This is a genomic window from Alloyangia pacifica (assembly GCF_020524285.1).
Classification (GTDB): Bacteria; Pseudomonadota; Alphaproteobacteria; order Rhodobacterales; family Rhodobacteraceae; genus Salipiger; species Salipiger pacificus_B.
Genome location: NZ_JAIVKX010000008.1, coordinates 103714 through 127599 on the forward strand (window position 1 = coordinate 103714; position 23886 = coordinate 127599).

A 23886-nucleotide genomic window follows, 5' to 3' on the forward strand; every position below is an offset into this window, starting at 1 on the left:
CCCGCGCGTCTATAGGAAGCCGTCACTGACCAAGCGGAGCCGCGCCATGATCCTCTACCCCGCCATCGACCTCAAGGACGGCAAGGCCGTGCGCCTGCTGCGCGGCGACATGGAGAAGGCCACGGTCTTCAACGACGATCCCGCCGCGCAGGCGATGGAATTCGTCGAGGCGGGCTGCGACTGGCTGCACCTCGTGGACCTCAACGGCGCCTTCGCCGGCGAGCCGGTAAACGCCGCCGCGGTCGAGGCGATCCTCGCGCGCACCAAGGTCCCCGCCCAGCTCGGCGGCGGCATCCGCGACATGGCGACCATCGAGCGCTGGCTCGACAAGGGGCTGGCGCGGGTCATCCTCGGCACCGTAGCGGTGGAGAACCCGGCGCTGGTGCGCGAGGCGGCGAAGGCCTTCCCCGGCAAGGTCGCCGTGGGCATCGACGCCCGCGACGGTCGCGTCGCGACCAAGGGCTGGGCCGAGGTCACCGATGTCGACGCGGTGGATCTGGCGCGCAGCTTCGAGGACGACGGCGTGGCGGCGATCATCTACACCGACATCAACCGCGACGGCGCCATGCAGGGGCCGAACATCGAATATACCGCCGCCATGGCGCGCGCCGTGTCGATTCCGGTGATCGCCTCGGGCGGCGTGTCGAAGCTGGCGGATCTCGTCGCCCTGCGCGACTGCGGCGCGCAGCTCGACGGCGCGATCTCGGGCCGGGCGCTCTATGACGGGGCGATCGACCTGAAAGAGGCGCTGACGGCGCTCAAGGGCTGAGCGACGGAAGCGCCACACGAAAAAGGGCCGCCCCGAGGGCGGCCCTTTTTGCATTCCGGCGGGTCAGAGAGGCTCGGTCCGGTAGAGCTTCACCTTCAGGCTGCCATGCGCCACCGGCGCGCCGGTCGGCAGGAAACGCAACCCCGTGGCCTTGGCCAGCCCCGGCTCGGTGGTGATAATCCCCACGCGCCAGCCGGCGAACCTCTCCTTCAGCACAGACCCCAGCGAGGCATGCAGCGCGTGCAGCGGGCCCTTCTCGCCGATCCGCGCGCCGTAGGGCGGGTTCACCATGACCAGGCCCGGCGGGCCGTCGGGGCGCTCCAGCTCGCTCACCGGGCGGCAGTCGAAACGGGTCCAGTCGGTGACGCCGGCCCGCGCGGCGTTCTCGGTGGCGAAGCGGATCGCCCCCGCATCGCGGTCCGAGCCGTAGTAGAGCGAGGTCGGCGCGCGCAGCGGCTTCTGCCGTTTCAGGCCCGTCAGGTCGGCGGGCGCGAAGACCGCCAGCCGCTCGAAGTCGAAGGCCCGCGCCCGACCGGGCAGCAGCCCGGCGGCGATCTCGGCGGCCTCGATCGGGAAGGTGCCCGAGCCGCACATGGGGTCGAGCACCGGCTCACTGCCGTCGTAGCCGCAGGCGCGCAGGAAGAGCGAGGCCAACGTCTCGCGCATCGGCGCCTTGCTGACCGCCTGCTTGAGCCCGCGCCGGTGCAGCGGCTGCCCCGAGGTGTCGACCGAGAACGACACGATATTGTCCTCGATCCGGGCAAGGATGCGCACGCCGTCCTCGGCCAGCGGCGCCCCCAGCTCCTCGGTGATCGCCCGCTCGATGCGCTGCTTGGCGGCGCCCGCGTGGTAGATCTTCGACTTGCGGCTGAGCGCCTCGACCTTCACCGGCACATCGGCGCGCAGGATGTCGCCCCAGGGGAACTTGCGCGCCCGCTTGTCGAGCTGCGCCAGGTGCACTGCCGGGAAGCCGCCGATGCGCGCCAGCACCCGCGCCGCGCCGCGCAGCTCGAGGTTGGCGCGCGCCACCTCGGGCCAGCCGCCCTGGAACGACACGCCGCCCTGCTCGGGCTTCAGCGGCCCGAAGCCCAGCGACTTGGCCTCGGCCACCAGAACGGGCTCCAGCCCCGGCGCACAGGCCAGGAAGATCTCGAAACTCTTGTCCATCACACGTCCCGTCAGAGCAGCTCGAGCACGCGCTCGGGCGGGCGGCCGATCACTGCGCGAGCGCCTGCAAAGGCAACCGGACGCTCGATCAGCTTCGGCGTCTCTGCCATGGCGCGCAGCAGCGTCTCGTCGTCGCTGTCCTTGCTCAGCCCCGCCGCCTTGAACTCGGCTTCCTTGGTGCGGGCCATCTCGATCACCGGCACGCCAAGCGCGGCCTGCGCCGCCTTCAGTTCGGCGTAGGTGGGCGCATCCTCGAGGTAGCGGCGCACTTCGGGCGCGACGCCCTTTTCCTGCAGCAGCGCCAGCGCCTCGCGCGACTTGCTGCAGCGCGGGTTGTGCCAGAGGATCATGTCCAATCCCCCCGCCCGGTGCCCACGGCTTCCTCGACCGAGGCGAAGCCGTCCCGCGCCAGCAGCGCATCGAGCCCCTCGGCGATGTCCTGTACCAGCGACAGCCCGCCGAAGACCAGCGCGGTGTAGACCTGCACCGCCGAGGCGCCGGCGCGGATCTTCTGGTAGGCCTGCTCGGCCGAGCCGATGCCCCCGACACCGACCAGCGGCATCTGGCCGCCCGTCAACTCCGACAGCCTTGCCAGCACGCGGGTGGATTTCTCGAACAGGGGCTGGCCCGACATGCCGCCCGCCTCCGACGAGAAGGGCGAAGAGAGCCCCTCGCGCGAGAGCGTGGTGTTGGTGGCGATCACCGCGTCGACCTTGCTGGCCAGGGCAACCTCGGCCACGTCCTTCAGACCCTGCTCATCGAGATCGGGGGCGATCTTGAGGAACACCGGAATGCGGTCGTCGAGATGCGCCCGCGCGTCCATGACGCCGCCCAGCAGCGCCGCCAGCGCGTCCTTGCCCTGCAGGTCGCGCAGCCGCTCGGTGTTGGGCGAGCTGACGTTGACGGTGGCGAAATCGAGGTGCTCGCCGCAGCGCGCCAGCACCTTGGCGAAATCCGCCGCGCGGTCTTCGCTGTCCTTGTTGGCGCCGAGGTTGAGACCCAGCACCATGCCGTCCGGGCGCTGGACCAGCCGCTGCGCGACCACCTCCATGCCCTCGTTGTTGAAGCCGAAGCGGTTGATCGCGGCGCGGTCCTCGGTCAGGCGGAAGAGCCGCGGCTTGGGGTTGCCCGGCTGCGGGCGCGGCGTGACGGCCCCCACCTCGACGAACCCGAAACCCGCGCGCGACAGCCCCTGCAGCGCCGAGGCGTTCTTGTCGAAGCCCGCCGCCAGCCCGATCGGGTTGGGCAGCGCCAGTCCGGCCAGATCGCAGCGCAGCCGGTCCGAGGTGATCAGCCCCGGCGCCGGGGCCAGCCCCATCTTCAGCGCCATGATCGCCAGCCCGTGCGCCTGCTCGGGATCGACCTTGTGCAGCAGCGGCAGGCCCGCCTTCTCGAGGAATCTCATCATGCCAGATCGTCCGGAAACACATGCACCCCGTCGCTGCCGACCGGCAGCGGATGCGCCCATAGTAGCCCGGCCAGCGGCAGCGCGGAATAGAGATGCGGGAAAAGCGCGCCACCGCGCGACGGCTCCCATTTGAGCTGGCCGCCGAAATCCTCGGACTCGTAGCACAGGATCTGCAGACCCTCGGCCCCGGCGAAATGTTTCGCCGCCGTCTCGCGCACCTGCTTGGCGGTGGAGAAATGGATGTAGCCATCGGCCACGTCGATCGGCGCGCCGGCGGTCTCGCCCTGCGCCTGCAGCGCCGCCCATTCGTCGGCCCGGAGGAGTTTGTAGATCAGCATGAGGGGCTGATGCCGTGGAACCCTGTTCCGGTCAATCCCCGCCGTCGGCGCGCCCCGCGAGAAACCGCGCCCGGGCCCGGCAAGAGCGCAAATCCGACCGCCCGCCACGGCGCCCGCGCGCGCCTCTGCCGATGCCCCGGCGGCGCGCTGCCTGCGTACCGGGCCAACGCGGGGTCAGGCACCCCATTTTCCCGCAACGTGTTTTGACAGCTCCCAAAACCCGTTGCAGGATCGACGGATAAGAACAAACCGACAGAGAGGATTCCCGATGTCGCTTCGCCTACTGACCGGCGCCGCCGCGCTCGCCCTGACCGCGGGCACTGCCAGCGCGGATTACGCGATCACCATCCTGCACACCAACGACTTCCATTCGCGCTTCGAGCCGATCAGCAAGTATGATTCCACCTGCGGCGAGGAAGACAATGCCGCGGGCGAATGCTTCGGCGGCTCGCCGCGCCTGCAGACCGCGATCACCGAGGCCAAAGAGCGTGCCGGCAACTACCTGCTGGTGGACGGCGGCGACCAGTTCCAGGGCACGCTGTTCTACACCTACTACAAGGGCAAGCTCGCCGCCGAGATGATGAACCAGATGGGCTACGACGCGATGACCGTGGGCAACCACGAATTCGACGACGGCCCCGAGGTGCTGCGCGGTTTCGTCGACTCGGTCGACTTCCCGGTGCTGATGTCCAACGCCGACCTCTCCGCCGAGGAGCTGCTGAAGGGCGAGATCCAGAAATCCACCATCATCGAGAAGGACGGCGAGAAGATCGGCCTCATCGGCCTCACCCCCGTCGACACCGACGAGCTGTCGAGCCCCGGCAAGAACGTGGTCTTCACCGACCCGGTCGATTCCGTGCAGGCCGAGGTCGACAAGCTCACCGAGGAGGGCGTGAACAAGATCGTCGTGCTGTCGCACTCGGGCTACCACACCGACCTGCGCGTCGCCGAGGAAACCACCGGTGTCGACGTGATCGTCGGCGGCCACTCCAACACGCTGCTCGGGGACATGGACGGCGCCGAGGGCCCCTACCCCACCATGGTCAAGGACACGGCCATCGTCTCGGCCTATGCCTACGGCAAGTTCCTCGGCGAGCTGAACGTCACCTTCGACGACGACGGCAACGTCACCGAGGCCTCCGGCGCGCCGCTGATCATGGATGCCGCCGTGACCGAGGATGCCGCCACCAAGGAGCGCATCTCCGAGGCGGCCGAGCCGCTCGACGAGATCCGCAACAAGGTGATCGGAGAGTCCACCGCCGAGATCGTCGGCAGCCGCGACATGTGCCGCGCCGAGGAATGCCCGATGGGCAACCTCGTGGCCGACGCCATGCTCGACCGGGTCAAGGACCAGGGTGTCGACATCGCGATCACCAACGGCGGCGGGCTGCGCGCCTCGATCGACGCGGGTGACGTGACCATGGGCGAGGTGCTGACCGTGTTGCCCTTCCAGAACACGCTCTCGACCTTCCAGGTCACCGGCGCGGTGATCAAGGAGGCGCTGGAGAACGGCGTCAGCCAGATGGAGGAAGGCGGCGGCCGCTTCCCGCAGGTCTCGGGGATGAGCTTCACCGTCACCCCCTCGGCCGAGGTCGGCAGCCGCATCTCCGACGTGATGGTCGGCGAGGCCGCGCTGGACGAGGGTGCGACCTACGGCGTGGTGTCGAACAACTTCGTGCGCAACGGCGGCGACGGCTACGCGATGTTCACCACCGCCGAGAACGCCTATGACTTCGGCCCCGACCTCGCCGATGTCGCCGCCGAGTTCATCGCCGCGAAGACCCCCTACGAGCCCTACACCGACGGCCGGATCACCATCGCCGAGTGATCCGCCAGCAGGGCGACAGAACGCGGGGGCGTGCCGGAAACGGCGCGCCCCCTTCGATTCCCGCCCCCCACCGACGCACCCCGCCGCAACATCCTCTTCCCCCCGGGGAAATTCCGCACTATCAGGGCCCCATGCTGAAGACGCGCATCATCCCCTGCCTCGACGTGGCCGATGGCCGCGTGGTCAAGGGCGTCAACTTCGTCGACCTGCGCGATGCGGGCGACCCGGTGGACGCTGCCCGAGCCTATGACGCCGCCGGCGCCGACGAGATCTGTTTCCTCGACATCCACGCCACGCATGAAAACCGCGGCACGATGTTCGACGTGGTGACCCGCACCGCCGAGCAATGCTTCATCCCGCTCACCGTCGGCGGGGGCGTGCGCACCGTCGCCGACGTGCGGGCGCTGCTGCTCGCCGGGGCCGACAAGGTCTCGTTCAACTCCGCCGCCGTGGCCAATCCCGACGTTGTGGCCGAGGCCGCCGACCACTTCGGCAGCCAGTGCATCGTCTGCGCCATCGACGCCAAGACCGTGGAGCCGGGCCGCTGGGAGATCTTCACCCACGGCGGCCGCCGCCCCACCGGCATCGACGCGGTCGAATTCGCCATCACCATGGCGCGCAAGGGTGCCGGAGAAATCCTTCTCACCTCGATGGACCGCGACGGCACCAAGGCCGGCTTCAACCTGCCGCTGACCCGTGCCATCGCCGATGCGGTGCCGATCCCGGTGATCGCCTCGGGCGGCGTCGGCACGCTCGATCACCTTGTCGAAGGGGTGACCGAGGGCCATGCCTCGGCGGTGCTCGCCGCCTCGATCTTCCACTTCGGCACCTACACCATCGCCGAGGCCAAGGCCCATATGGCCGCCGCCGGCGTGCCGGTGCGACTCTGAGAGGCCCCGCCATGACCGAGATGACCCTCGAGAAGCTCGAAGAGGTGGTCGCCGCCCGCGCCTCCGCCTCGCCCGACGAGAGCTGGACCGCCAAGCTGCTCGCCAAGGGCCCGGAGAAATGCGCCGAGAAATTCGGTGAAGAAGCGATCGAGGCGATCATCGAGGCGGTCAAGGGCGACCGCGAGAAGCTCGCCTCCGAGGCCGCCGACGTGCTCTTCCACTTCCTCGTGATGCTGCGCGCCCGCGAGCTGCCGCTGTCGGAGGTCATGGCCGAGCTGCAGCGCCGCCAGGGCCAGTCGGGCATCGCCGAGAAGGCCGCCCGCCCGAAGGGCTGATCCGATTCAGGGGGCGCTGCCCCCTCGCCGCTGCGCGGCTCACCCCCGGCGTATTTGAAAAGAGAAGAAGGCCCTGCGCCCTCGCAGGCCCCTCTGTGCAGTTCTTCTAGGCAAAAGTATCCCGGGGGAGACGCGCGCAGCGCGGCGGGGGCAGAGCCCCCTTGCGCGGTTAGCTGGCGATGGCCTCGGCCAGCGGCACGCCCGCCCCCAGCAGGCGCTCGTATTCGATCTTGGTGCAGCGGTCCTGCACCACGTCGATGCCTTTTGCCTCGGCCTTTGCCGCGGCCTCGGCATGCGCGACATCGAGCTGCATCCAGATGGTGCGCAACTGCGGCAGGTGCGACATCGCCGCGCCGACCACCGAGGGCACCGCGTCGTGGCGGCGGAAGATGTCGACCATGTCCACCGGCGCGTCGATCTCCGAGAGCCCGGCGCGGAAGTCCTCGCCGAAGAGCGTCTGCCCCACATGGCCCGGGTTGACCGGGATGATCCGGTAGCCGCGCTGGTGCAGGAAGCGCGAAACATAGTGGCTCGGCCGCACCGGGTTGGTCGAGATGCCGACCACGGCGATCACCCGCGTCCGGGTCAGGATGTCTTTGAGGAAGGTGTCGGAATAGCTCATGAAGTCAGCCTGTCACAGCGCTGCGGGAAGAGGAAGCCACGAAGCGAGAGGCAACGCGGCGTCCCCGGGAAAAGACGGCACAAAAGAAAAAGCGTCCGGGATGAAACCCGGACGCAAGTTACGGAACGAGGGACAGTGAAGGGGTCGCGGAGGTTCCAGTTCCGCGCCTCTGCATCAGAGATAAGCGAAAATGCCACAGATTGAAGACCCCTCGCGATCATGTGATGAAAAATTCTTGACCTTCCGTCCATCACGTGCTGGCGCATCATTCCGCGGCAATCGCCTCATTGCTCAGCATCTGCCACACCCGGTGCGGGGTGAAGGGCATGTCGGCCTGGCGAATCCCCCGCTCCCAGAGCGCGTCCTGCACCGCGTTCGACACGGCGGCCATCGAGCCGACGGTGCCGGCCTCGCCGCAGCCCTTCATCCCCATCGGGTTGCCGGTCGACGGCACCGGCTCGACGTCGAAACCGATCCAGGGCGCATCCTTGGCGCGCGGCATGGCGTAATCCATGAAGGTCGCGGTCAGAAGCTGGCCGTCCTCGTCGTAGACTGTATGTTCGGTCAGCGCCTGGCCCAGCCCCTGGACCACCCCGCCATGCACCTGCCCCTCGGCCAGCATCGGGTTGATCAGATTGCCGAAATCATCGACCACCGTGTATTTCACCACCTGGGTGACGCCGGTTTCGGGGTCGATCTCCACCTCGCAGAAATGCGCGCCATTGGGGTAGGAGCGGGCATCGATGGCGGTGCGGGCGGACCAGCTCAGCAGATCCTCGCGGCCCTTCTCGCGGGCCAGCGCGGCCGCTTCGAGCATGGTCGGGTGCAGGTTCGAGCCCTCGGCCCGAAACTGCTCGTCGTCGAAGCGCACCTCGTCGGGATCGACGCCCATCTCGCCGGCGAGGAACTCCGAGAAGCCCGCGATCATGTCGCGCACCGCGGTCAGCGTCACCGTCGCCTGGGTGGTCACCGAGCGCGAGCCGCCGGTGCCGCCGCCGCGCGGGATGCGGTCGCTGTCGCCCTGCACGAAGCCGATCTTCTCGACCGGGATCCCGGTCTGGTCGGCGAGGAACTTGGCAAACACCGTCTCGTGCCCCTGCCCGTTCGACTGGGTGCCGACGTAGATCGTCGCGCCGCCGTCCTCGGTGAACTCCACCTTCACGTCCTCGGCCGGGTCGCCCAGGATGCTTTCGATGTAGTAGCACAGCCCCAGCCCGCGCAGTTTCCCCTGCGCCTCCGAGGCCGCCTTGCGCGCCGGGTAGCCCGCGATGTCGGCATCCGCCTCGGCATGGGCCAGCACGCGGGAGAAATCGCCCACGTCGTAATTCTCGCCGGTCACCGTCTTGTAGGGGAACTCCTGCACGAAGTTGATCCGCCGCAGCTCGCTCGGATCGACGCCAAGCTCGCGCGCGGCGCGGTCCATCACCCGCTCGAGCGTGTAGATCGCCTCGGGCCGGCCCGCGCCGCGGTAGGCGTCGACCTGCGTGGTGTTGGTGTAGAACCCCTCGACCCGCATGTAGGCCGCCTTGATGTCATAGGTGCCGGTCAGCACCTTGGCATAGAGCGCGGTCTGGATCGCCTGACCGAAGTTCGAGTTGTAGGCGCCGAGGTTGCAGCGGGTGTGGTTGCGATAGCCCAGGATGCGGTTGTCTTCGTCGAAGGCCAGTTCGGCCAGCGTCACCAGGTCGCGCCCGGCGTGGTCCGAGAGCATCGCCTCGGTGCGGTCCGACATCCAGCGCACCGGCTTGCCGAGCTGCTTCGCGGCAAAGGCGATGGCGAAATACTCCGGATAGCCCGGGGCCTTCATGCCGAAGCCGCCGCCGACGTCGGGGTTGGTGACGCGGATCTGCTCGACCGGCAGGTCGAAGGCCTGCGCCAGCTCGGACTTCAGCCCCCAGACACCCTGCCCGTTGAAGGCGACGTGCAACTTGGCGCCGTCCCATTCGGCGTAGGCGCCGCGCGGCTCCATGGCGTTGACGATGACGCGGTTGTCGCCGACCTCGAGGCTGACCACCTTGGCCGCGCCGGCAAAGGCCGCCTCGGTTTCGGCCTCGTTGCCGAGCCCGAAGTCGAAGGCGCGGTTCTCCGGCGCCTCGGAGTGGATCGCCTCGCCGCCCGCCTCGAGCGCCATGTGCACCGGCAGCTCCTCGAAGTCGAAGACGATGGCCTCGGCGGCGTCCTTGGCCTCGATCATGCTGTCGGCGACGATCAGCGCCACCGGCTCGCCGACATGGCGCACACGGTCCTTGGCGAGGACCGGGCGCAGCGGATCGGCGGCCTTGCTGCCGTCGCGGTTCTTGATCACCGTGCCGCCCATCGAGATGTCCATGCCCGCGGCGATCAGGTCCTTGACCGTCGCCACCATGTGCACACCGGGCATCTCGCGCGCGTCCGACACGTCAAGCTCGGTGATCTCGGCATGGGCCACCGGCGAGCGCAGGACGAAGGCATGCAGCGCGCCTTCCGGAGCGATATCATCGACGTAGCGCCCGTGACCGGTCAGGAAGCGCACGTCCTCGCTGCGTTTGAACGACTGGCTCTTGCCGAATTTTTCCATCTGGCTGGTCCTCCCGCGACTGCGTATTTGCCGCGACTGTAGAGGCCGCAGCAGCAGAGTCCAGCGCCCGGGACTGTGATCTCAGTCCTGTCTCTCGATTTCCACGACCCTGCGCACGCCGTAGCCGTTGAAGCCCGTCACCAGCGCCCGGGAATAGGCGCCCATGCCCTCGAACAGCAGGTAGTCGCCTTCCGCCAGGTCACATGGCAGCGGCAGAAGTTCGGGCAGCCGGTCGATGCTGTCGCAGGTCGGGCCGAAGACCACGCGGCGGGTTCGCTCGCCGCTCAGCGAGGCACCGCTGCGGCTGACCGCGCGCACCCGCTCCATCGGCGCGATGTCGCGCCATTCGGCGAGCCCGCCGTAGACGCCGTCATTGAGAAAGACCGCCTCGTCGTGCACACCCTTCACCCGCGCCGCCAGCGTCAGCGCTTCCGCGGCCAGCGCGCGCCCCGGCTCGCAGACCAGTTGCGGCGGGCTGTCGAAGGCGCCCTGGGCCGCCTCGCGGATGGTGTCGAAGATCGCCTGCAGGTCGGGCCGGTCCGCATCGCGGTGCGCGGGGAAGCCGCCACCGACGTTGAGCCGGTGCAGCGTGACCCCGGCCGAGCGGGCCACCGCCGCCGCCTCATTGATATAGCGCGCCCAGGGCGCGGGGCTGGTGCATTGCGTGCCCGGGTGAAAGGTGATCGAGGGGGTGAAGCCCAGCTCCGCCACCCACCGCAGCAACGGCGTCGCCTGCTCGGGCGTCGCGCCGAACTTGGCCCCGAAGTCATAGGCAGCCCCCGCAACCGGCAGCTTGAGCCGCACGGCGATCTCGGTGCCGCGCGGCAGGCCGGCCAGCTTTTCCAGCTCCGCCATCCGGTCCACCGACCAGGACAGGCACCCGGCCTCCAGCCCCGCCGCGACCTCCGCCGCCGAGCGCACCGGGTTGTGATAATGCAGCACCGCCCCCGGCGCCTCGGCCCGGACCAGCGCCATCTCGGCGGGCGAGGCCACGTCAAAGGCGGTGACACCGGCAGCGTGCAGGGTGCGGATCATCTCGGGCGCCGGGTTGGCCTTGACCGCGTAGGTCACGAGGCCGGGAAAGCCGGTCAGGAATTCGCGGGCCACCGCCTCCAGCCGCGCCGGATGAAAGAAGAACACCGGCTCGTCGGGCGCATTGGCCGCGAGCCAGGCTTCCGGCGTCGGGGAAAGGGTGGGATCGATCCGCATGGGCACTGCCTCCTCTCGCGTTTTCTTTTCAGCATGGCGCAGAAAACGCTCGGATCCGCGTGGCAGATGGCACAGAATGCAGCACATGATGCGACAGATCGACGACAAAGCCATTCAGATCGACGAAACCGACCGACAGCTCATCGCGCTGCTCGAGGCGGATGCGCGGCTGCCGGTGGCCGATCTTGCCCGCAAGCTGGGGCTGGCACGGACCACAGTGCAGGCGCGCATCGACCGGCTGCTGGCGCGGGGCATCATCGCCGGCTTCACCCTGCGCCGCGGCGCCGCGCTGAAGGCGCCGATCCGGGCCACCGTGCTCGTGTGCATCGAGCCGCGCAGCCAGCCCGAAGTGCTCGCCCGCCTGCGCCAGATGCCTGCGGTCGAGGCGGCGCATACCACTTCGGGCCGGGTCGATCTGCTGGTGCAGGTCAGCGCCCGCAGCACCGAGGAGCTCGACGCCACGCTCGACAAGATCGCCGAGGCGCGCGGGGTGCGGAGCTCGGAGAGCCTGATCCACCTGAGCACGAAGCTGAACCGGGCGGGGTAGAGGCGGCTACCCGTCCGGACTCAGGGCGAAGCCGCCGAACAAGCGCCTGCCCGTCCCGCCGGGCTGGCGCTTCGGACACACAGCACGAGGCTCGAAGAAAGGTCGGGCTTGGCTGGTACAAGGCGCAAAACCGCGGCGCCACCCCACGGGCAAGCGCTCGCCCGGCGCCCGTGTCTCTGGCTTCAGAAAAAGCTCTGCGGGTCGATGTCGATGGCCATGCGCAGCTCTCCCTTCAGGCGGAACTGCCCGGCCCATTCCGCCAAGGCCGCCTGCAGCGCCACGCCCTTCGGTGCCTTGACCAGCAGTCGCACGCGGTGCCGCCCGCGCACCCGGGCGATCGGCGCTGGCGCCGGCCCGTAGACCTGCGCGCCGATGCGCCGCAACGGCCCGTCCTGCCGCGCCATCGCGGCGCCCAGATCAAAGACCTCCTGCACCTCGGTCGACGACAGGATCACCCCGGCCAGACGCCCGTAGGGCGGCATCCCGGCGGCGCGGCGCTCGTCGGCCTCGGCCTTCCAGAACCCCTCCTCGTCGCCGGAGAGGATCGCCCGGATCACCGGGTGCTCGGGCTGGAAGGTCTGCAGCAGCGCCGTGCCCGGCTTCTCGGCCCGGCCCGCGCGCCCCGCCACCTGCCGCATCAACTGGAACGTACGCTCGGCGGCGCGCAGGTCCGAACCCTGCAGGCCGAGGTCGGCGTCGATCACCCCGACCAGCGTGAGATTGGGAAAGTTGTGCCCCTTGGCCACGAGCTGCGTGCCGATGACGATGTCGGCCCCGCCCATGGCGATCTTCTCGATCTCCGCCTTGAGCTGCCGCGCCGAGCCGAAGAGGTCGGACGAGAGCACCGCCAGCCGCGCCTCGGGGAAGACCTCCGCCGCCTCCTCGGCCAGCCGCTCGACCCCCGGTCCCACCGCCGCAAGCTTGCCCTCGACCTCGCAGGAGGGACATTTCTCCGGCTTCGGCGTGCTCTCGCCGCACTGGTGGCAGATCAGCCGCTGCTGGAAGCGGTGCTCGACCATGCGCGCATCGCAATGCGGGCAGGCGATCTGGTGGCCGCAGGCGCGGCAGATGGTGACCGGCGCATAGCCGCGCCGGTTGAGAAACAGCATTGCCTGCTCCCCCTTCTCGATCCGCCGCTTCACCGCCGCCTGCAGCGACGGCGAGATCCAGCGGCTGCCCGGCAGATCCTCGCCGCGCATGTCGAGCGCGCGCATCTCGGGCATCACCGCCGGGCCGAAGCGCGAGACGAGATCGAGCCGCTCATACTTGCCCGCATCGGCATTGGCCCAGCTCTCCAGCGAGGGCGTCGCCGAGGCCAGAACCACCCGCCCCGCACAGATCGAGGCGCGCAGCACCGCCATGTCGCGGGCGTTGTAGAGCACGCCCTCCTCCTGCTTGTAGGAGGTGTCGTGCTCCTCATCGACCACGGTGAGGCCCAGGTCGCGGAACGGCAGGAAGAGCGCCGAGCGCGCCCCCACCACCAGCTGCGCGCCGCCCTCGGCCACCTGCCGCCAGACCCGCCGCCGCTCGGTGACAGTGACGCCCGAGTGCCACTCGGCGGGCTTTGCCCCGAAGCGCGCCTCGACGCGGGTCAGGAACTCCGAGGTCAGCGCGATCTCGGGCAGCAGCACCAGCGCCTGCCGCCCCTTGCGCAGCGCCTCGGCCACCGCCTCGAGGTAGACCTCGGTCTTGCCCGAGCCGGTCACGCCCTTCAGCAGAACCGTGCCGTATTTGCCGGAGCGCACGCCCGCGCGCAGCACCTCGGCGGCGGCGGCCTGGTCCTCGGTCAGCGTCTTGCCGCCGTGATCCGGGTCGAGCCGCAGGAAGGGTGTGTCGCGCGGCGCCTCCTCCTCGCGCACCGCCCCCATCTTGGCCAGCCCCTTGACCACCGAGGAGGTCACCCCGGCGGCATCGGCCAGCTCCTTGAGGGTCAGCGACAGACCGCCCATCTCGTCGAGCACCTCCAGGACGCGGCGGCGGGCATCGGTCATCCGGTCGGGCGCGCTGTCGCCCTTGCGGTAGATCTTGCGCATCGCCGGCCCGTCGCCCAGCCCCGGCGCGCGGGTGGCAAGGCGCAGCATGGCGGTGCGCGGCGTCAGCGTGTAATCGGCGGAGCGCTCGAGGAACTCGCGCAGCTCAGCGCGCATGGGCGGCGCCTCGAGCACCCGGAAGGCCGCGCGGACCTTGGCCGGATCGAAGCCGCCCTGCCCCGGCCCCCAGACCACGCCCAGCACCTTGCGCGGCCCCAGCGGCACCTCGACATAGGCGCCCTGCGCGCAGCCGCCCGCCGGCGCCTTGTAGTCCAGCAGCCGGTCGAGCGGCTGCGTGGTCAGCACCGAGATCAGCGTGCCTTCGTCGTAGTGGTCGTCCATTGAGGGCAGGTCCGTTAGCGCTATTTCCAAGGGGGTTCCCGCCCCTCACTCCTTGAGGTAAGACAGGCGCGACCGAATGCCAAGCCAAGCCTGGAGGGCTGACCCAGATGAAATTTTTTGTCGACACCGCCGACGTCGATGCCATCCGCGAGCTTCACGAGCTCGGCATGGTGGATGGCGTCACCACCAACCCCTCGCTGATCGCCAAGTCCGGCCGCGACATCCTCGAAGTGACCAAGGAAATCTGCGAGCTGGTCCCCGGCCCGGTCTCGGCCGAAGTGGTCGCGCTCGAGGCGGACGCGATGATCGAGGAAGGCCGCAAGCTGGCCAAGATCGCGCCGAACATCGCCGTGAAAGTGCCGCTGACCTGGGATGGCCTGAAGGCCTGCAAGGTGCTCTCGGAAGAGGGCAACATGGTCAACGTGACCCTGTGCTTCTCGGCCAACCAGGCGCTGCTCGCCGCCAAGGCCGGCGCGACCTTCATCTCGCCGTTCATCGGCCGCCTCGACGACCTGAACCTCGACGGGCTGCAGCTGATCGCCGACATCCGCGCGATCTACGACAACTTCGGCTATGAGACGCAGGTGCTGGCGGCCTCGATCCGCACCGCCAACCACATGTCCGAATGCGCCAAGATCGGCGCCGACGTCTGCACCGCGCCGCCCGCGGTGATCAAGGCGATGGCCAACCACGTGCTGACCGACAAGGGCCTCGCCGCCTTCGTCGCCGACGCCGAGAAGGCCGGCATCAAGATCGTCTGATCGCGCCCTCCCATCCGGGATATCGAAGGTCCGCCCCTGCTCGGGGCGGGCCTTTTCTTTCGCCTATCCGCAGCCTTTTCCGAAAGACTTTTCCGTAAGCCTTTGCATAGCCCACGGGCCCATGCCGCCCCGGCCGTGCGCCCCGCCGCAATGTTCCGGCATGCGTATTTCTAAAGAGAAGAAGCAGGGGACCGCGCGGGTCCACCCCGCGATCCGGCGGCCCCGGAACGCAACAAGGCCGCGGGACCGCGAGGTTTCTCCTATTGCGGTCGTCGGCTCGCCAGCCTGTACCGCACGGAAAAATCTATGCGATCAGGGTTAACGGTAGATTACGCTCAAATCCCTGTGCAGCGCCTGCCGCTTCTTCTCTTTTCAAATACGCGAATCCGGCGGCGGAGCCAGGGCCGCCCTCAGAGGTTGGGCTCGCCCTGCAGGCCCAGCAGCTTGCGGAAGCCGGTCCAGTAGCCCGGCAGCCGCGGCGGCTGCGAGAGCCCTTCAAGCGCCTCCTCGGCGAAGCGCGGCATGGCGCGCGGGGCGAACTCGCGGCCCCAGTCGAGATAGGCGCTGGCGTGCTCGGGCCGCAGGCGGCAGGCCGAACCGACGAGGCCGACCAGCGTCTCGGGGGCCGAGTACCACTCGTCCTGGATGCCGGTGACCTTGGACTTCAGCAGCGGGCCGACCCAGCGCATCAGGCGCTTTTCGGAGAACTGCAGCAGCAGCTCGCCCATCTCGTCGCGGCTGTAGCCGATCAGCGGCGGGAAGGTGTCGTAGAAGATCGCCTGCCCGTCCACCACCGCGAAGTTGCGGATCGAGGGATGAAAGCCGACGCGGCCGTCGATCTGGTCGGCGTTGTTCCAGAACTGCGCGATCACCTGCCCGGCGCTTTCCATCATCGCCAGCGTCGAGGCCAGATCCTCGCGCTGCATGCGCGGGCGCATCAGCGAGGCCTCGGGCAGCGCCTCCTGCAGGATCACCGGCACCCGGCCCTGCTCGGTCAGCATCAGCAGGAACTCGGTCTGCGGCAGCGGCACGCCGGTCTGCTCCAGCGCCGCGACATAGGCGTCATGCGCCCGCGCCAGCCGCTCCAGCGCGGCGCCGTCGGGCAGGCCGCGGTAGACCTTCACCACCTTGTCGGCAAACGGGCCGTCGGCCGGGCGGAAGGGCGCGCAGAAATACCCCAGGCGCGAGATCGGCTGGCCCTGCCCCTGCTGGTGGCGGCGGATGGTCTCGGCGAGCGCGGCGTGATCGGTCATCTGGGTCATGTCTCCTGTTGCCGCCCGCTTTACCCGTTTGCCAGCGCCTCCGCCACCTCTGCCGTCAGCGCGGCGATCTCGGCGCGGGCCGGGGTCTTGCGGCCCTCGGCGGCGCTCTGGCCGCGTCCGAAGGCCTCGGCGTAGCCGACCCGGTTGGCCAGCTGCGCGGCGGCGATCGGCACCTCCATCGCCTGCACCGCCTCGGCGATCTCTCCCGAGAGCCGCGTGCCGGGCCGGGTGCGGTTGAGCACCACCAGCGCCGCGCGATTCTCCCGCCGCGCAAGATCGAGCACGCCCTCGGTGGCCCAGAGGTCGAGGTGGCTCATCGAGACCGGCACCACCACCAGGTCGGCGGCGCGCAGCGCCGGGCGCAGGTCGCTGTCGGCCTTGGGCGGTGTGTCGACAATCACCACGTCATGGCTCGCCGCCAGCTTGCGGCACTCGTAGGTCACGCCCCAGGCCGAGGAAGTGGCAAACTCCAGCGCGCCCACGGCGCCCGGCGCCAGCTCGAGCCGGGTCATGAACCAGCGCCCGAGGCTGCCCTGCGGGTCGATGTCGACCAGCGCCACGGACTTGCCCTGCGCAAGAAACCCGATGGCGAGATTGGCCGAGAGCGTGGTCTTGCCCGAGCCGCCCTTCTGCTGCGCAACGGTGATCACCGATCCGGTCATGACGCCCCCTCTGCTGTCTGACAGGCCCCTGCCGGGGCTTTTCGCAGCTGCAGCATATCCGAACGCCGCACCCCGTCCAGTGGCCAGATGACCTGACGCCCACCGGCCACGCACGAAGGCACCGCGGGGCGATTCACTCGGTCTTAAGCCGGGCCCGGCATGCTTCCGACCCAGGAGGCTCCCGATGCGGCACCTGCCCTTGCTCGCGCTGACCTGCACCCTGCTTGGCTCCGGTCCCGGGACGCTCTGCGCCGGGGCGTGGCTGCAGCCCGAGGGACAGGGCTTTGCCAGCACAACCACGCGACTCGGCTGGGCGCAGCAGGAACCGGTGCAGAACTTTCCGAGCCCTGAGATGCGCTACGACACGCTGTATCTTGAATACGGGCTGCACCGCCGGCTGACGTTCGGCACCGATCTCGGCCGGTCGATCTCGGGCGGCGGAAAGGCGGTCGCCTTCCTGCGTGTCCCGCTGCGCGGCAAGGGGCCGATGCGCGTCGCCGCCGAGCTGGCGTTGGGCCGGATCGAGGGGGTGGCCACGCTGCGGCCCGGTCTGTCGGTCGGCCTCGGGCTGGAGAACGGCTGGCTCAACGCGGACCTGCTGGCCGAGATGCGCGGCGCCGAGGGCACGGACTACAAGCTCGATCTCACCTATGGGCTCCGGCTGCCGCGCAAGCTGCGGCTGATCCTGCAGGTCCAGAGCGGCGTGCAGCAGGGCGATGTGCCCTTCGCCCGCTTCGCCCCCTCGGTGGTGGTGCCGCTGCGCAGGCGCCTGCAGGCCGAGATCGGCGGCAGCTGGGGCCTGACGGGCGACAAGAGCGCGGGCCTGCTCCTTGGCCTCTGGACCGAGTTCTGAATGGCGGAAGGCCGGCGCCTTGCGGCACCGGCCCTCGCCCCGTGACAAAGGCAGATCAATGATCCATGCGCACCGTCAGGGTCAGGTCGCCCAGCATCGGCTCGGGCCAGACCACGTGGACCTCGTCCTTGGCGCTGCCGCCCTCGGTGGTCGTATAGGGCGTCACGAACTGGCTGATGTTGCCCGCATCGCGTGGGCGCGAGCGCAGCACCAGGCTCTGCACCTCGCGCGCCTGCCCGCCGAAGGGCAGCTTGTTTCCGGTCTCCACCACCCAGGTGCTGGCGGGACTGTTCTGCGCATGCGCAACCGGCAGCGGGTTCTCGGTCTGCAGCTCGACATTGTGGAAGGTGTTCGAGCTGACGAAGACGCGCCGCATCGCATCGAGGTTCAGCGGCGCGAAGGAGGTGTCGACCCGGTCGATTCGCTGGATCGTCCCGCCGACGCAGCGGAAGAGGTTCCCCGAGACGGTCAGCCCGTTGACCATGTGCCCGGTGCCATAGGGCTTCACCACGAGGAATGAGAACCAGTCGGCGACATCCGAGCAGAGCATGACATTGCCGGTCACCGACAGGCCCGCGAAGCCGAAACCACCGGTGAAATCCGGCTCCGGCTCGCGCTCGTTGGTCCATTCGATGAAGCAATTATCGACGTAGTTGCCGGTGATCGTGGTGTTGCAGGCGCGCAGGCAGAGCACGATCCCCGCCGAGCGGATGCCCGCGCCGCTGTCGTCGCCCTGGAAGAAATGGTTGCCCGAGATCAGCCCGTGCGCCCCCGAGACCACCGCGAAATGGCGGAACTGCGAGGCCCGGTTGCCGCGGATCTTCACGTCGTTGGCGTTGGTGTTGATCGCCACCGACTGGCGGTTCTGGGTGGCAAGCTCGGGCTCGGCGCTGAGGAACTGGTTGTGGTCGATCAGTACCCCCTGGCAGCCGTCTCCGGGCGAGGTGATGCCGCGGTGGCCGGGGCGGTTGAACACGCAGTTGCGGATCACGTTCACCGTGCCCGCCGGCGGCAGCATGACCCCGCTCGCCAGTTCCGAGCACTGGAACTCCACGTCCTCGATCTCGAACTTCTCGAGCTTGGTGAAGCCCGAGAAGTCCAGCAAATAGCGGAAGCGGGTGAAGCTGTAGCCCTGCGTGCCCACGGCGTCCGACAGCGGCTGCGACAGGGTGATCGTCGCGGCGCCGACGTTCTTTGCCTTCACGTAGATCTCGCGCCCCACCCCGGCGCCACTCACCAGGCTGCCGACCTCGATATTGGCGATGTTCGACACGTTGGTCAGCTGCCAGGGGTTCGACGCGGAATAGCTGGCCGTGCCGGACACGCTGACCGCATCCCAGCTGCCCCCCGCCTCGGCGCGCAGCTGGCCGTTGCGCAGCACCCGGCGCTGCGAATAGGTGTCGCGGTTGTCCACCGCCGCGCGCACGTCGAGCGGCGCGGTCAGCGACACGCGGCGGCCGCAGAGATCGAAACTCTCGTGGTCGGCGTTGTTGAGCAGCGACTGCAGCCCCTTGGCCAGCGCCTGCGCCTCGTCGCAACCGAAGGCCGCGAGATAGGCGGGGAAGTGGAAGTCCCGGGTCAGCGAGAGGATCGCCGAGGCGGGCATGCTCACCTGCCCCTCGAAGCGCACGGGATTCTCCAGCGTGACCGAGTTGGCGAGTCGGTAGGTTCCGGCGGGCACCACGATCTGCCGCCCGTCCGCCACCGCGTCGGCGGCCTCGAAGGCGGCGCTGTCGTCGGTGCTGCCATCGCCGAGCGCGCCGTAGTCTCGCACGTCGACGCTGGCCATCATGCCGCGCAGGAAGTCCCCGGTCACATCCTCGATCCGCAGGTCGTCGATCCGCAGCACGCCGCCGCTGAGCCCGGTCAGGTCGAGCCCGAAGTGACCGTAGGTCGGCTCGGTGCCCCAGACGAGATCGACGCCGCCGCGCGCCCCGGTGCCGACGATGGCCGAGACCTCGACCACCTCGCCGTAGCTGCTCAGCGTGACCGGGTCGCCCTGCATCGGAACACCCGTCACCTCAACGTCACTGCCGCGCCCGGCCCAGCCCGCGATGCGGATCGAAGGCAGATTGCCAGAGACTGCCTTCACCCGTGCGGTGATCCGCAGGTAGACGCCGGGCAATATCGGCGTTTGCCCCATGTAGCGCAGCTTCTGCGTCGCCTCGGCCTTCTGCAGCTCGAGACAGCCGCCGAACTCCGCATCCGCCGGAACGAAGGCCGCCGAGGCATAAGAGGCATAGGTGTCCGACCCGGGCCGCCCGTCGCCCCGCGACCAGACATTCAACCCTTGGGAAAATGGCGTGGGGGTCAGCACCACCCCGTCGGTCACCGCAATGTTCATGGCTTGCACCTCTGCTCTCTGTCGCCTCGCGGGGTCGTGCCGATCCCACGGGAAACAAGGCTGACGGGCAGAGGTTAAAAGGCCGCGGCAGCACCGCGCCATGCCGGCGCAACGGGGCGTCCGCCAATTGAAAAAGGACCTCCCCGATCGCTCGGGAAGGCCCTTCGTCTCATTATTTCAGGGGCGTCAGCCCAACTCGCCCGCAAGTCCCTGACGGATCAGCGCGGCGGTCTCGGCGACGCCGTAGAGCGCGATGAACCCGCCGAAGCGCGGCCCCTGGCTCTGACCCAGCAGCACCTCGTAGAGCGCCTTGAACCACTCGCGCAGGTTCTCGAACTCATGCGCCTTGCCGACCGAGAAGACCATGGTCTGCAGCGCCTCGTCGTCGGCCGCGCCGTCGTAGCCCTCGAGCTGCGATGCGAGATCTTCCATCGCCGCCCGTTCCTGCTCGGTGGGGGCGCGGAACTGCTTCGTCGGCTTCACGAAGTCGTTGTAGTAGCGCACCGCGTAGCCGGCGGCGGCGTCGAGATCCGGGTGCGTCCTGGCATCGGCCTCGGGCGCGTAGCGGCGGATGAAGCCCCACATCGCCTCCTTGTCCTCGGCGCCGGCGGCCGAGGCGAGGTTGAGCAGCATCGAGAAGGGCACCACCATCTTCGATTCGGGCACGTCGCCGCCGTGGATGTGCCAGACGGGGTTGGCGAGCTGCGCCTTCACGTCCTGCGTCGGGTAGGCGCGGAGTTGCTGGTGGTACTCGTCCATCGCCTTGGGAATCACGTCCCACCAGAGCCGCTTCGCGGTCTTCGGCTTCTGGAACATGAAGTAGGACAGCGACTCCGAGGAGGCGTAGGTCAACCACTCGTCGATCGACAGGCCGTTGCCCTTCGACTTCGAGATCTTCTCGCCGTTCTCGTCGAGGAAGAGCTCGTAGGTGAAGTGCTCGGGCGCGCGCACGCCAAGCGTGCGGCAGATGCCGTCGTAGATCGGCGTATTGGTCGAGTGGTCCTTGCCGTACATCTCGAAGTCGACGCCGAGCGCAGCCCAGCGGGCGCCGAAGTCGGGCTTCCACTGCAGCTTCACGTTGCCGCCGGTAACCGGGATGGTCCACTCCTTGCCGTCGTCATCGTCGAAGGTGATGGTGCCCTCGGCGGCGTCGACATGCTTGACGGGCACGTAGAGCACGCGGCCCGTCTCCGGGTGGACCGGCAGGAAGATCGAGTAGGTCGAGGCCCGCTCCTCGCGCAGAGATTTGAGCATGATCTTCATCAGATCATCGTATTTCTCGCAGCAGCGAAGCAGGATCTCGTCGAACTTGCCGGACTTGTAGAAATCGGTGGCCGAATAGAACTCGTACTCGAAGCCGAAGGTGTCGAGGAAGCGGCGCAGCATGGCGTTGTTGTGGTGCCCGAAGCTCTCGAACTCCTCGAAGGGGTCTGGCACCGAGGTCAGCGGGCGCTGCAGGTTCTCCTGCAGCAGCGCCTGGTTGGGCACGTTTTCCGGCACCTTGCGCATGCCGTCCATGTCGTCCGAGAAGCAGATCAGCCGCGTCGGGATGTCCGAGATCACCTCGAAGGCGCGGCGGATCATCGTCGTGCGCGCAACTTCGCCGAAGGTGCCGATATGCGGCAAGCCGGACGGGCCGTAACCGGTCTCGAACAGCACATATCCCTTCTCGGGGGGCGTCTTCTCGTAGCGTTTCAGCACCCGGCGCGCCTCTTCAAAGGGCCAGGCCTTCGAGCTCATTGCTGCGTCGCGCAGTTCGGACATGAGGAAACACTCCATTAGGGAAGAAACGCCCGCGATCACGGGGCAGTGCGACCGCCTCCTATTGCAGGCGGGGCACGGGGTCAATAAATTGCCCGTAGCATGATTTTTCCGGAGTATTCCAGTGCCCGACGCCGCCCCGCACCCGATGACACCGCAAGACTGCCTTGTCGCGCTGATGATCGCCATCTCGGCCTCGGACGAGAACATGCGCACCGCCGAGCTGGTGAAGATCGAATCCGCCGTGAACATGCTGCCGATCTTCAGTGACTATGACATCGACCGCATGCGCGTGGTCACCGACCTCGTGTTCGACCTCTTCGAGCAGGAAGACGGGCTCGATGCGCTCTTTGGCCTGCTGCGCGACAACCTGCCCGAGCGGCTGAACGAGACCGCCTATGCGCTGGCCTGCGACGTGGCCGCCGCCGATGGCACGCTGCGCGAGGAAGAGCTGCGGCTGCTCGAGGAAATCCGTTACGAGCTCGACATCGACCGGCTGCACGCCGCCGCCATCGAGCGCGGTGCCCGGGCACGGCACCTGCGCGCCTGATCTCGGCGACCTAAGACCGGAGGGCGCCGCTCAGGGCGCCGTCGCCTCCACCGGGACAACCGTGCCCGAAGAGGTCTGCGTGGTGGGCGTCACCTTTGAAGACGCAACCGTCTCGGGCCCCTTCCCCTCCGGGAAGAGCGTGGTCCAGCGGCGGATGAGGTCCTGCTGCAGCATCTTGGCGCGGGTGTTCCACGCCAGCATGCCCGGCGGACGCTCGCGCGCCTCGATCGGGATCGCGTCGCGGCGCGGCACGTCCCCGCAGAAGATCGCGAAGACCAGCCCCTCGCCGCTCGGCTGGTCGACGTAGCCTGCCAGCCCGCTGACGAAATTGAGCGTGCCGGTCTTGGCATGCACCTCGATCGAGGCGTTCTTCACCGGGCGGCCGCGGTTGTCGAGCACGGTGATCGGCTTCATCAGCGGCTTCAGGTTCAGCCGCCGCTCGGCCTGCAGCACCGCCGAGGCGACATCCGCCGCCGCGACGCGACTGTCACCGCCCAACCCCGAGTGATCTACCATCGCCACATGGGTCAGCCCCATACTCTCTCGCGCCCAGGAGTTCATCTCCTCGGCCGAATGCTTGATCGACAGCGCATGCCCCAGGCGCTTGCGCGTGGCTGTCAGCCCGACCAGCTCGGCGGTGAGGTTGGTCGAATACTTCAGCATCTCTTTCAGCACGACATGCAGCGGCTCGCTCTCGATCCGCCCGATGAAGTCCACCGTCTCGACGCCATGCTCGATCACCGGCTCGGGCAGTTGCAGCCCCTTCGCGCCGGCCAGCGCCTGGAACACCTCGCCCACGTAGAGCTCGGGCTTGCGCACCGGCAGCCAGCGCGAGCCGCCGCTGCCGAGCGCATGCTTGGCCACGCTCCACTCGTCGCGGCCGTTGAGGTCTTCATAGGTGTAGATGGGACCGTTGCGATCGGCGACCGCCATATGCGCCATGCGCACGCCCTGCCGCCCGGCCATCGAGGGCGCATCCATGCTGACCTCGTAGCCGTCTCCCTTGCGCTCCCATTCGAAGCTGACGCGGTTGTAGTTGAGGTTGATGCCCGCGACCGCCGGGTTGTAGGCCACGTGATCGGGCTGCTCGGTGTCGATGACCGGGGCGTAGGGCAGCACGCCACCGTCGACGATGAAGCGCCCGGTGATCGACTTGATGCCCACCTCTTCGAGGCTGCGCGCCAGCGTGGCGAGCCCATCGGTGTCCAGCGTCGGGTCGCCGCCACCGACCAGCACGAGATCCCCGCGCAATTCGCCGCCGACGATGGCGCCGGTGGTCCAGAGCTCGGTCGAGAACCGGTAATCCGGCCCCAGCACGTCGAGCCCGTATGAGGCGGTGAGCGACTTGGCGACACTCGCCGGCGGCAGACCCAGCGTGCCGCGATGACTTTCAAGCAGTTGCCCGGTGGTGGCGCTCAGCACCGCGAAGCCGACCAGACCGTCGCCGAGCCGCGCCTTGTCGATCAGCGCCTCGGGGGAGTCGGGTGCGGGCCCCGCCCGCTTGTCACCGCGCCCGAATGGCCTGAGCGAGCGCGTGGGCGCCTCCGCAAAAGCCGGGGCCGCAGCAGAGGCAAGCCCCGTTGCAGCAAGGGAGAGCAGGAAGTGACGACGAGAGTGACCGCGGTTCATACCGTCGATCTAACCGATGCGG

At 68.7% G+C, this 23886-nt stretch carries 21 protein-coding genes; 8 read left to right on the forward strand and 13 right to left on the reverse strand.

Annotated features, from left to right (window positions below):
* The first annotated feature begins 46 nt into the window (after nt 1-46).
* Nucleotides 47-769: a 1-(5-phosphoribosyl)-5-[(5-phosphoribosylamino)methylideneamino]imidazole-4-carboxamide isomerase gene (gene hisA / locus LC039_RS12175; RefSeq protein ID WP_226624545.1), complete on the forward strand. Its 723-nt coding sequence runs from the start codon at nt 47-49 to the stop codon at nt 767-769.
* Nucleotides 770-832: 63 nt separating this feature from the next.
* On the opposite strand, the gene LC039_RS12180 is transcribed toward hisA, so the two are convergent.
* From LC039_RS12180 to LC039_RS12195, 4 genes are read right to left on the reverse strand one after another with little or no spacing between them, the layout of a single operon-like run.
* Nucleotides 833-1936 (reverse strand): THUMP domain-containing class I SAM-dependent RNA methyltransferase, encoded by a 1104-nt coding sequence (locus LC039_RS12180; protein ID WP_226624546.1) that lies wholly within the window; start codon nt 1934-1936, stop codon nt 833-835.
* 11 nt (nt 1937-1947) lie between these two features.
* Nucleotides 1948-2286, reverse strand: coding sequence for an arsenate reductase (glutaredoxin) (arsC, locus tag LC039_RS12185; RefSeq protein ID WP_226624548.1), 339 nt, complete (start codon nt 2284-2286; stop codon nt 1948-1950).
* The gene (locus LC039_RS12190; RefSeq protein ID WP_226624914.1) at nt 2283-3341 is read right to left on the reverse strand and encodes a quinone-dependent dihydroorotate dehydrogenase; all 1059 of its coding nucleotides are present in this window, start codon (nt 3339-3341) and stop codon (nt 2283-2285) included. Before LC039_RS12190 ends, arsC begins: the two co-directional genes overlap by 4 nt.
* Nucleotides 3341-3682, reverse strand: coding sequence for a DUF952 domain-containing protein (locus LC039_RS12195; RefSeq protein ID WP_226624549.1), 342 nt, complete (start codon nt 3680-3682; stop codon nt 3341-3343). The genes LC039_RS12190 and LC039_RS12195 overlap by 1 nt, the downstream gene beginning before the upstream one ends.
* 268 nt (nt 3683-3950) lie before the next feature.
* Between LC039_RS12195 and LC039_RS12200 the strand changes: the two genes are divergently transcribed.
* From LC039_RS12200 to LC039_RS12210, 3 genes are all read left to right on the forward strand, one after another.
* Nucleotides 3951-5510, forward strand: a complete 1560-nt coding sequence (locus LC039_RS12200) for a bifunctional metallophosphatase/5'-nucleotidase (RefSeq protein ID WP_226624551.1) — start codon at nt 3951-3953, stop codon at nt 5508-5510.
* A 131-nt stretch (nt 5511-5641) separates the two neighbouring features.
* A complete protein-coding gene (gene hisF / locus LC039_RS12205) occupies nt 5642-6400 on the forward strand; it encodes an imidazole glycerol phosphate synthase subunit HisF (RefSeq protein WP_092423828.1) in 759 nt (252 codons plus the stop codon).
* A 20-nt stretch (nt 6401-6420) separates the two neighbouring features.
* The gene (locus LC039_RS12210) at nt 6421-6735 is read left to right on the forward strand and encodes a phosphoribosyl-ATP diphosphatase (RefSeq protein ID WP_226624918.1); all 315 of its coding nucleotides are present in this window, start codon (nt 6421-6423) and stop codon (nt 6733-6735) included.
* Nucleotides 6736-6904: 169 nt separating this feature from the next.
* On the opposite strand, the gene LC039_RS12215 is transcribed toward LC039_RS12210, so the two are convergent.
* The 3 genes from LC039_RS12215 to LC039_RS12225 form a co-directional block, all read right to left on the reverse strand.
* Nucleotides 6905-7357 (reverse strand): CoA-binding protein, encoded by a 453-nt coding sequence (locus LC039_RS12215; RefSeq protein ID WP_226624554.1) that lies wholly within the window; start codon nt 7355-7357, stop codon nt 6905-6907.
* A 265-nt stretch (nt 7358-7622) separates the two neighbouring features.
* Complete coding sequence (locus tag LC039_RS12220) at nt 7623-9914, reverse strand: xanthine dehydrogenase family protein molybdopterin-binding subunit (protein ID WP_226624557.1); 2292 nt, start codon at nt 9912-9914, stop codon at nt 7623-7625.
* An 81-nt stretch (nt 9915-9995) separates the two neighbouring features.
* The gene (locus LC039_RS12225; protein WP_226624558.1) at nt 9996-11123 is read right to left on the reverse strand and encodes a type III PLP-dependent enzyme; all 1128 of its coding nucleotides are present in this window, start codon (nt 11121-11123) and stop codon (nt 9996-9998) included.
* An 88-nt stretch (nt 11124-11211) separates the two neighbouring features.
* On the opposite strand from LC039_RS12225, the gene LC039_RS12230 reads away from it, so the two are divergent.
* On the forward strand, nt 11212-11670 hold the full coding sequence (locus LC039_RS12230; protein ID WP_226624560.1) for an Lrp/AsnC family transcriptional regulator: 459 nt from the start codon (nt 11212-11214) through the stop codon (nt 11668-11670).
* A gap of 182 nt (nt 11671-11852) precedes the next feature.
* Here the strand turns inward: LC039_RS12230 and LC039_RS12235 are convergent, their stop codons facing one another.
* Nucleotides 11853-14042, reverse strand: coding sequence for a primosomal protein N' (locus tag LC039_RS12235; RefSeq protein ID WP_226624562.1), 2190 nt, complete (start codon nt 14040-14042; stop codon nt 11853-11855).
* A 107-nt stretch (nt 14043-14149) separates the two neighbouring features.
* Here LC039_RS12235 and fsa point away from each other — a divergent pair, with 107 nt between their 5' ends.
* Nucleotides 14150-14803, forward strand: a complete 654-nt coding sequence (gene fsa, locus LC039_RS12240; RefSeq protein WP_226624564.1) for a fructose-6-phosphate aldolase — start codon at nt 14150-14152, stop codon at nt 14801-14803.
* Nucleotides 14804-15213: 410 nt separating this feature from the next.
* On the opposite strand, the gene LC039_RS12245 is transcribed toward fsa, so the two are convergent.
* Together LC039_RS12245 and parA are read right to left on the reverse strand one after the other, a co-directional pair.
* Complete coding sequence (locus LC039_RS12245; RefSeq protein ID WP_319003718.1) at nt 15214-16065, reverse strand: DUF6206 family protein; 852 nt, start codon at nt 16063-16065, stop codon at nt 15214-15216.
* A gap of 20 nt (nt 16066-16085) precedes the next feature.
* Complete coding sequence (parA, locus tag LC039_RS12250; protein WP_226624565.1) at nt 16086-16727, reverse strand: ParA family partition ATPase; 642 nt, start codon at nt 16725-16727, stop codon at nt 16086-16088.
* Between the two features lie 184 nt (nt 16728-16911).
* On the opposite strand from parA, the gene LC039_RS12255 reads away from it, so the two are divergent.
* A complete protein-coding gene (locus LC039_RS12255) occupies nt 16912-17580 on the forward strand; it encodes a hypothetical protein (protein ID WP_226624566.1) in 669 nt (222 codons plus the stop codon).
* Between the two features lie 55 nt (nt 17581-17635).
* Here the strand turns inward: LC039_RS12255 and LC039_RS12260 are convergent, their stop codons facing one another.
* Together LC039_RS12260 and LC039_RS12265 are read right to left on the reverse strand one after the other, a co-directional pair.
* A complete protein-coding gene (locus tag LC039_RS12260) occupies nt 17636-19924 on the reverse strand; it encodes a right-handed parallel beta-helix repeat-containing protein (protein WP_226624568.1) in 2289 nt (762 codons plus the stop codon).
* 186 nt (nt 19925-20110) lie between these two features.
* On the reverse strand, nt 20111-21688 hold the full coding sequence (locus LC039_RS12265; RefSeq protein WP_226624570.1) for a lysine--tRNA ligase: 1578 nt from the start codon (nt 21686-21688) through the stop codon (nt 20111-20113).
* A gap of 121 nt (nt 21689-21809) precedes the next feature.
* Here LC039_RS12265 and LC039_RS12270 point away from each other — a divergent pair, with 121 nt between their 5' ends.
* Nucleotides 21810-22235 (forward strand): tellurite resistance TerB family protein, encoded by a 426-nt coding sequence (locus tag LC039_RS12270; protein ID WP_226624572.1) that lies wholly within the window; start codon nt 21810-21812, stop codon nt 22233-22235.
* Between the two features lie 30 nt (nt 22236-22265).
* Here LC039_RS12270 and dacB read toward each other — a convergent pair whose 3' ends face one another.
* Nucleotides 22266-23864, reverse strand: a complete 1599-nt coding sequence (gene dacB / locus LC039_RS12275; RefSeq protein WP_226624575.1) for a D-alanyl-D-alanine carboxypeptidase/D-alanyl-D-alanine-endopeptidase — start codon at nt 23862-23864, stop codon at nt 22266-22268.
* Nucleotides 23865-23886 lie beyond the last annotated feature (22 nt).

What these genes read in the sequence shown, in the direction of transcription:
- hisA (WP_226624545.1), top strand. Translation starts at nt 47, where the DNA reads ATGATCCTCTACCCCGCCATCGACCTCAAGGACGGCAAGGCCGTGCGC.
- LC039_RS12180 (WP_226624546.1), bottom strand. Translation starts at nt 1,936, where the DNA reads ATGGACAAGAGTTTCGAGATCTTCCTGGCCTGTGCGCCGGGGCTGGAG.
- arsC (WP_226624548.1), bottom strand. Translation starts at nt 2,286, where the DNA reads ATGATCCTCTGGCACAACCCGCGCTGCAGCAAGTCGCGCGAGGCGCTG.
- LC039_RS12190 (WP_226624914.1), bottom strand. Translation starts at nt 3,341, where the DNA reads ATGAGATTCCTCGAGAAGGCGGGCCTGCCGCTGCTGCACAAGGTCGAT.
- LC039_RS12195 (WP_226624549.1), bottom strand. Translation starts at nt 3,682, where the DNA reads ATGCTGATCTACAAACTCCTCCGGGCCGACGAATGGGCGGCGCTGCAG.
- LC039_RS12200 (WP_226624551.1), top strand. Translation starts at nt 3,951, where the DNA reads ATGTCGCTTCGCCTACTGACCGGCGCCGCCGCGCTCGCCCTGACCGCG.
- hisF (WP_092423828.1), top strand. Translation starts at nt 5,642, where the DNA reads ATGCTGAAGACGCGCATCATCCCCTGCCTCGACGTGGCCGATGGCCGC.
- LC039_RS12210 (WP_226624918.1), top strand. Translation starts at nt 6,421, where the DNA reads ATGACCCTCGAGAAGCTCGAAGAGGTGGTCGCCGCCCGCGCCTCCGCC.
- LC039_RS12215 (WP_226624554.1), bottom strand. Translation starts at nt 7,357, where the DNA reads ATGAGCTATTCCGACACCTTCCTCAAAGACATCCTGACCCGGACGCGG.
- LC039_RS12220 (WP_226624557.1), bottom strand. Translation starts at nt 9,914, where the DNA reads ATGGAAAAATTCGGCAAGAGCCAGTCGTTCAAACGCAGCGAGGACGTG.
- LC039_RS12225 (WP_226624558.1), bottom strand. Translation starts at nt 11,123, where the DNA reads ATGCGGATCGATCCCACCCTTTCCCCGACGCCGGAAGCCTGGCTCGCG.
- LC039_RS12230 (WP_226624560.1), top strand. Translation starts at nt 11,212, where the DNA reads ATGCGACAGATCGACGACAAAGCCATTCAGATCGACGAAACCGACCGA.
- LC039_RS12235 (WP_226624562.1), bottom strand. Translation starts at nt 14,042, where the DNA reads ATGGACGACCACTACGACGAAGGCACGCTGATCTCGGTGCTGACCACG.
- fsa (WP_226624564.1), top strand. Translation starts at nt 14,150, where the DNA reads ATGAAATTTTTTGTCGACACCGCCGACGTCGATGCCATCCGCGAGCTT.
- LC039_RS12245 (WP_319003718.1), bottom strand. Translation starts at nt 16,065, where the DNA reads ATGACCCAGATGACCGATCACGCCGCGCTCGCCGAGACCATCCGCCGC.
- parA (WP_226624565.1), bottom strand. Translation starts at nt 16,727, where the DNA reads ATGACCGGATCGGTGATCACCGTTGCGCAGCAGAAGGGCGGCTCGGGC.
- LC039_RS12255 (WP_226624566.1), top strand. Translation starts at nt 16,912, where the DNA reads ATGCGGCACCTGCCCTTGCTCGCGCTGACCTGCACCCTGCTTGGCTCC.
- LC039_RS12260 (WP_226624568.1), bottom strand. Translation starts at nt 19,924, where the DNA reads ATGAACATTGCGGTGACCGACGGGGTGGTGCTGACCCCCACGCCATTT.
- LC039_RS12265 (WP_226624570.1), bottom strand. Translation starts at nt 21,688, where the DNA reads ATGTCCGAACTGCGCGACGCAGCAATGAGCTCGAAGGCCTGGCCCTTT.
- dacB (WP_226624575.1), bottom strand. Translation starts at nt 23,864, where the DNA reads ATGAACCGCGGTCACTCTCGTCGTCACTTCCTGCTCTCCCTTGCTGCA.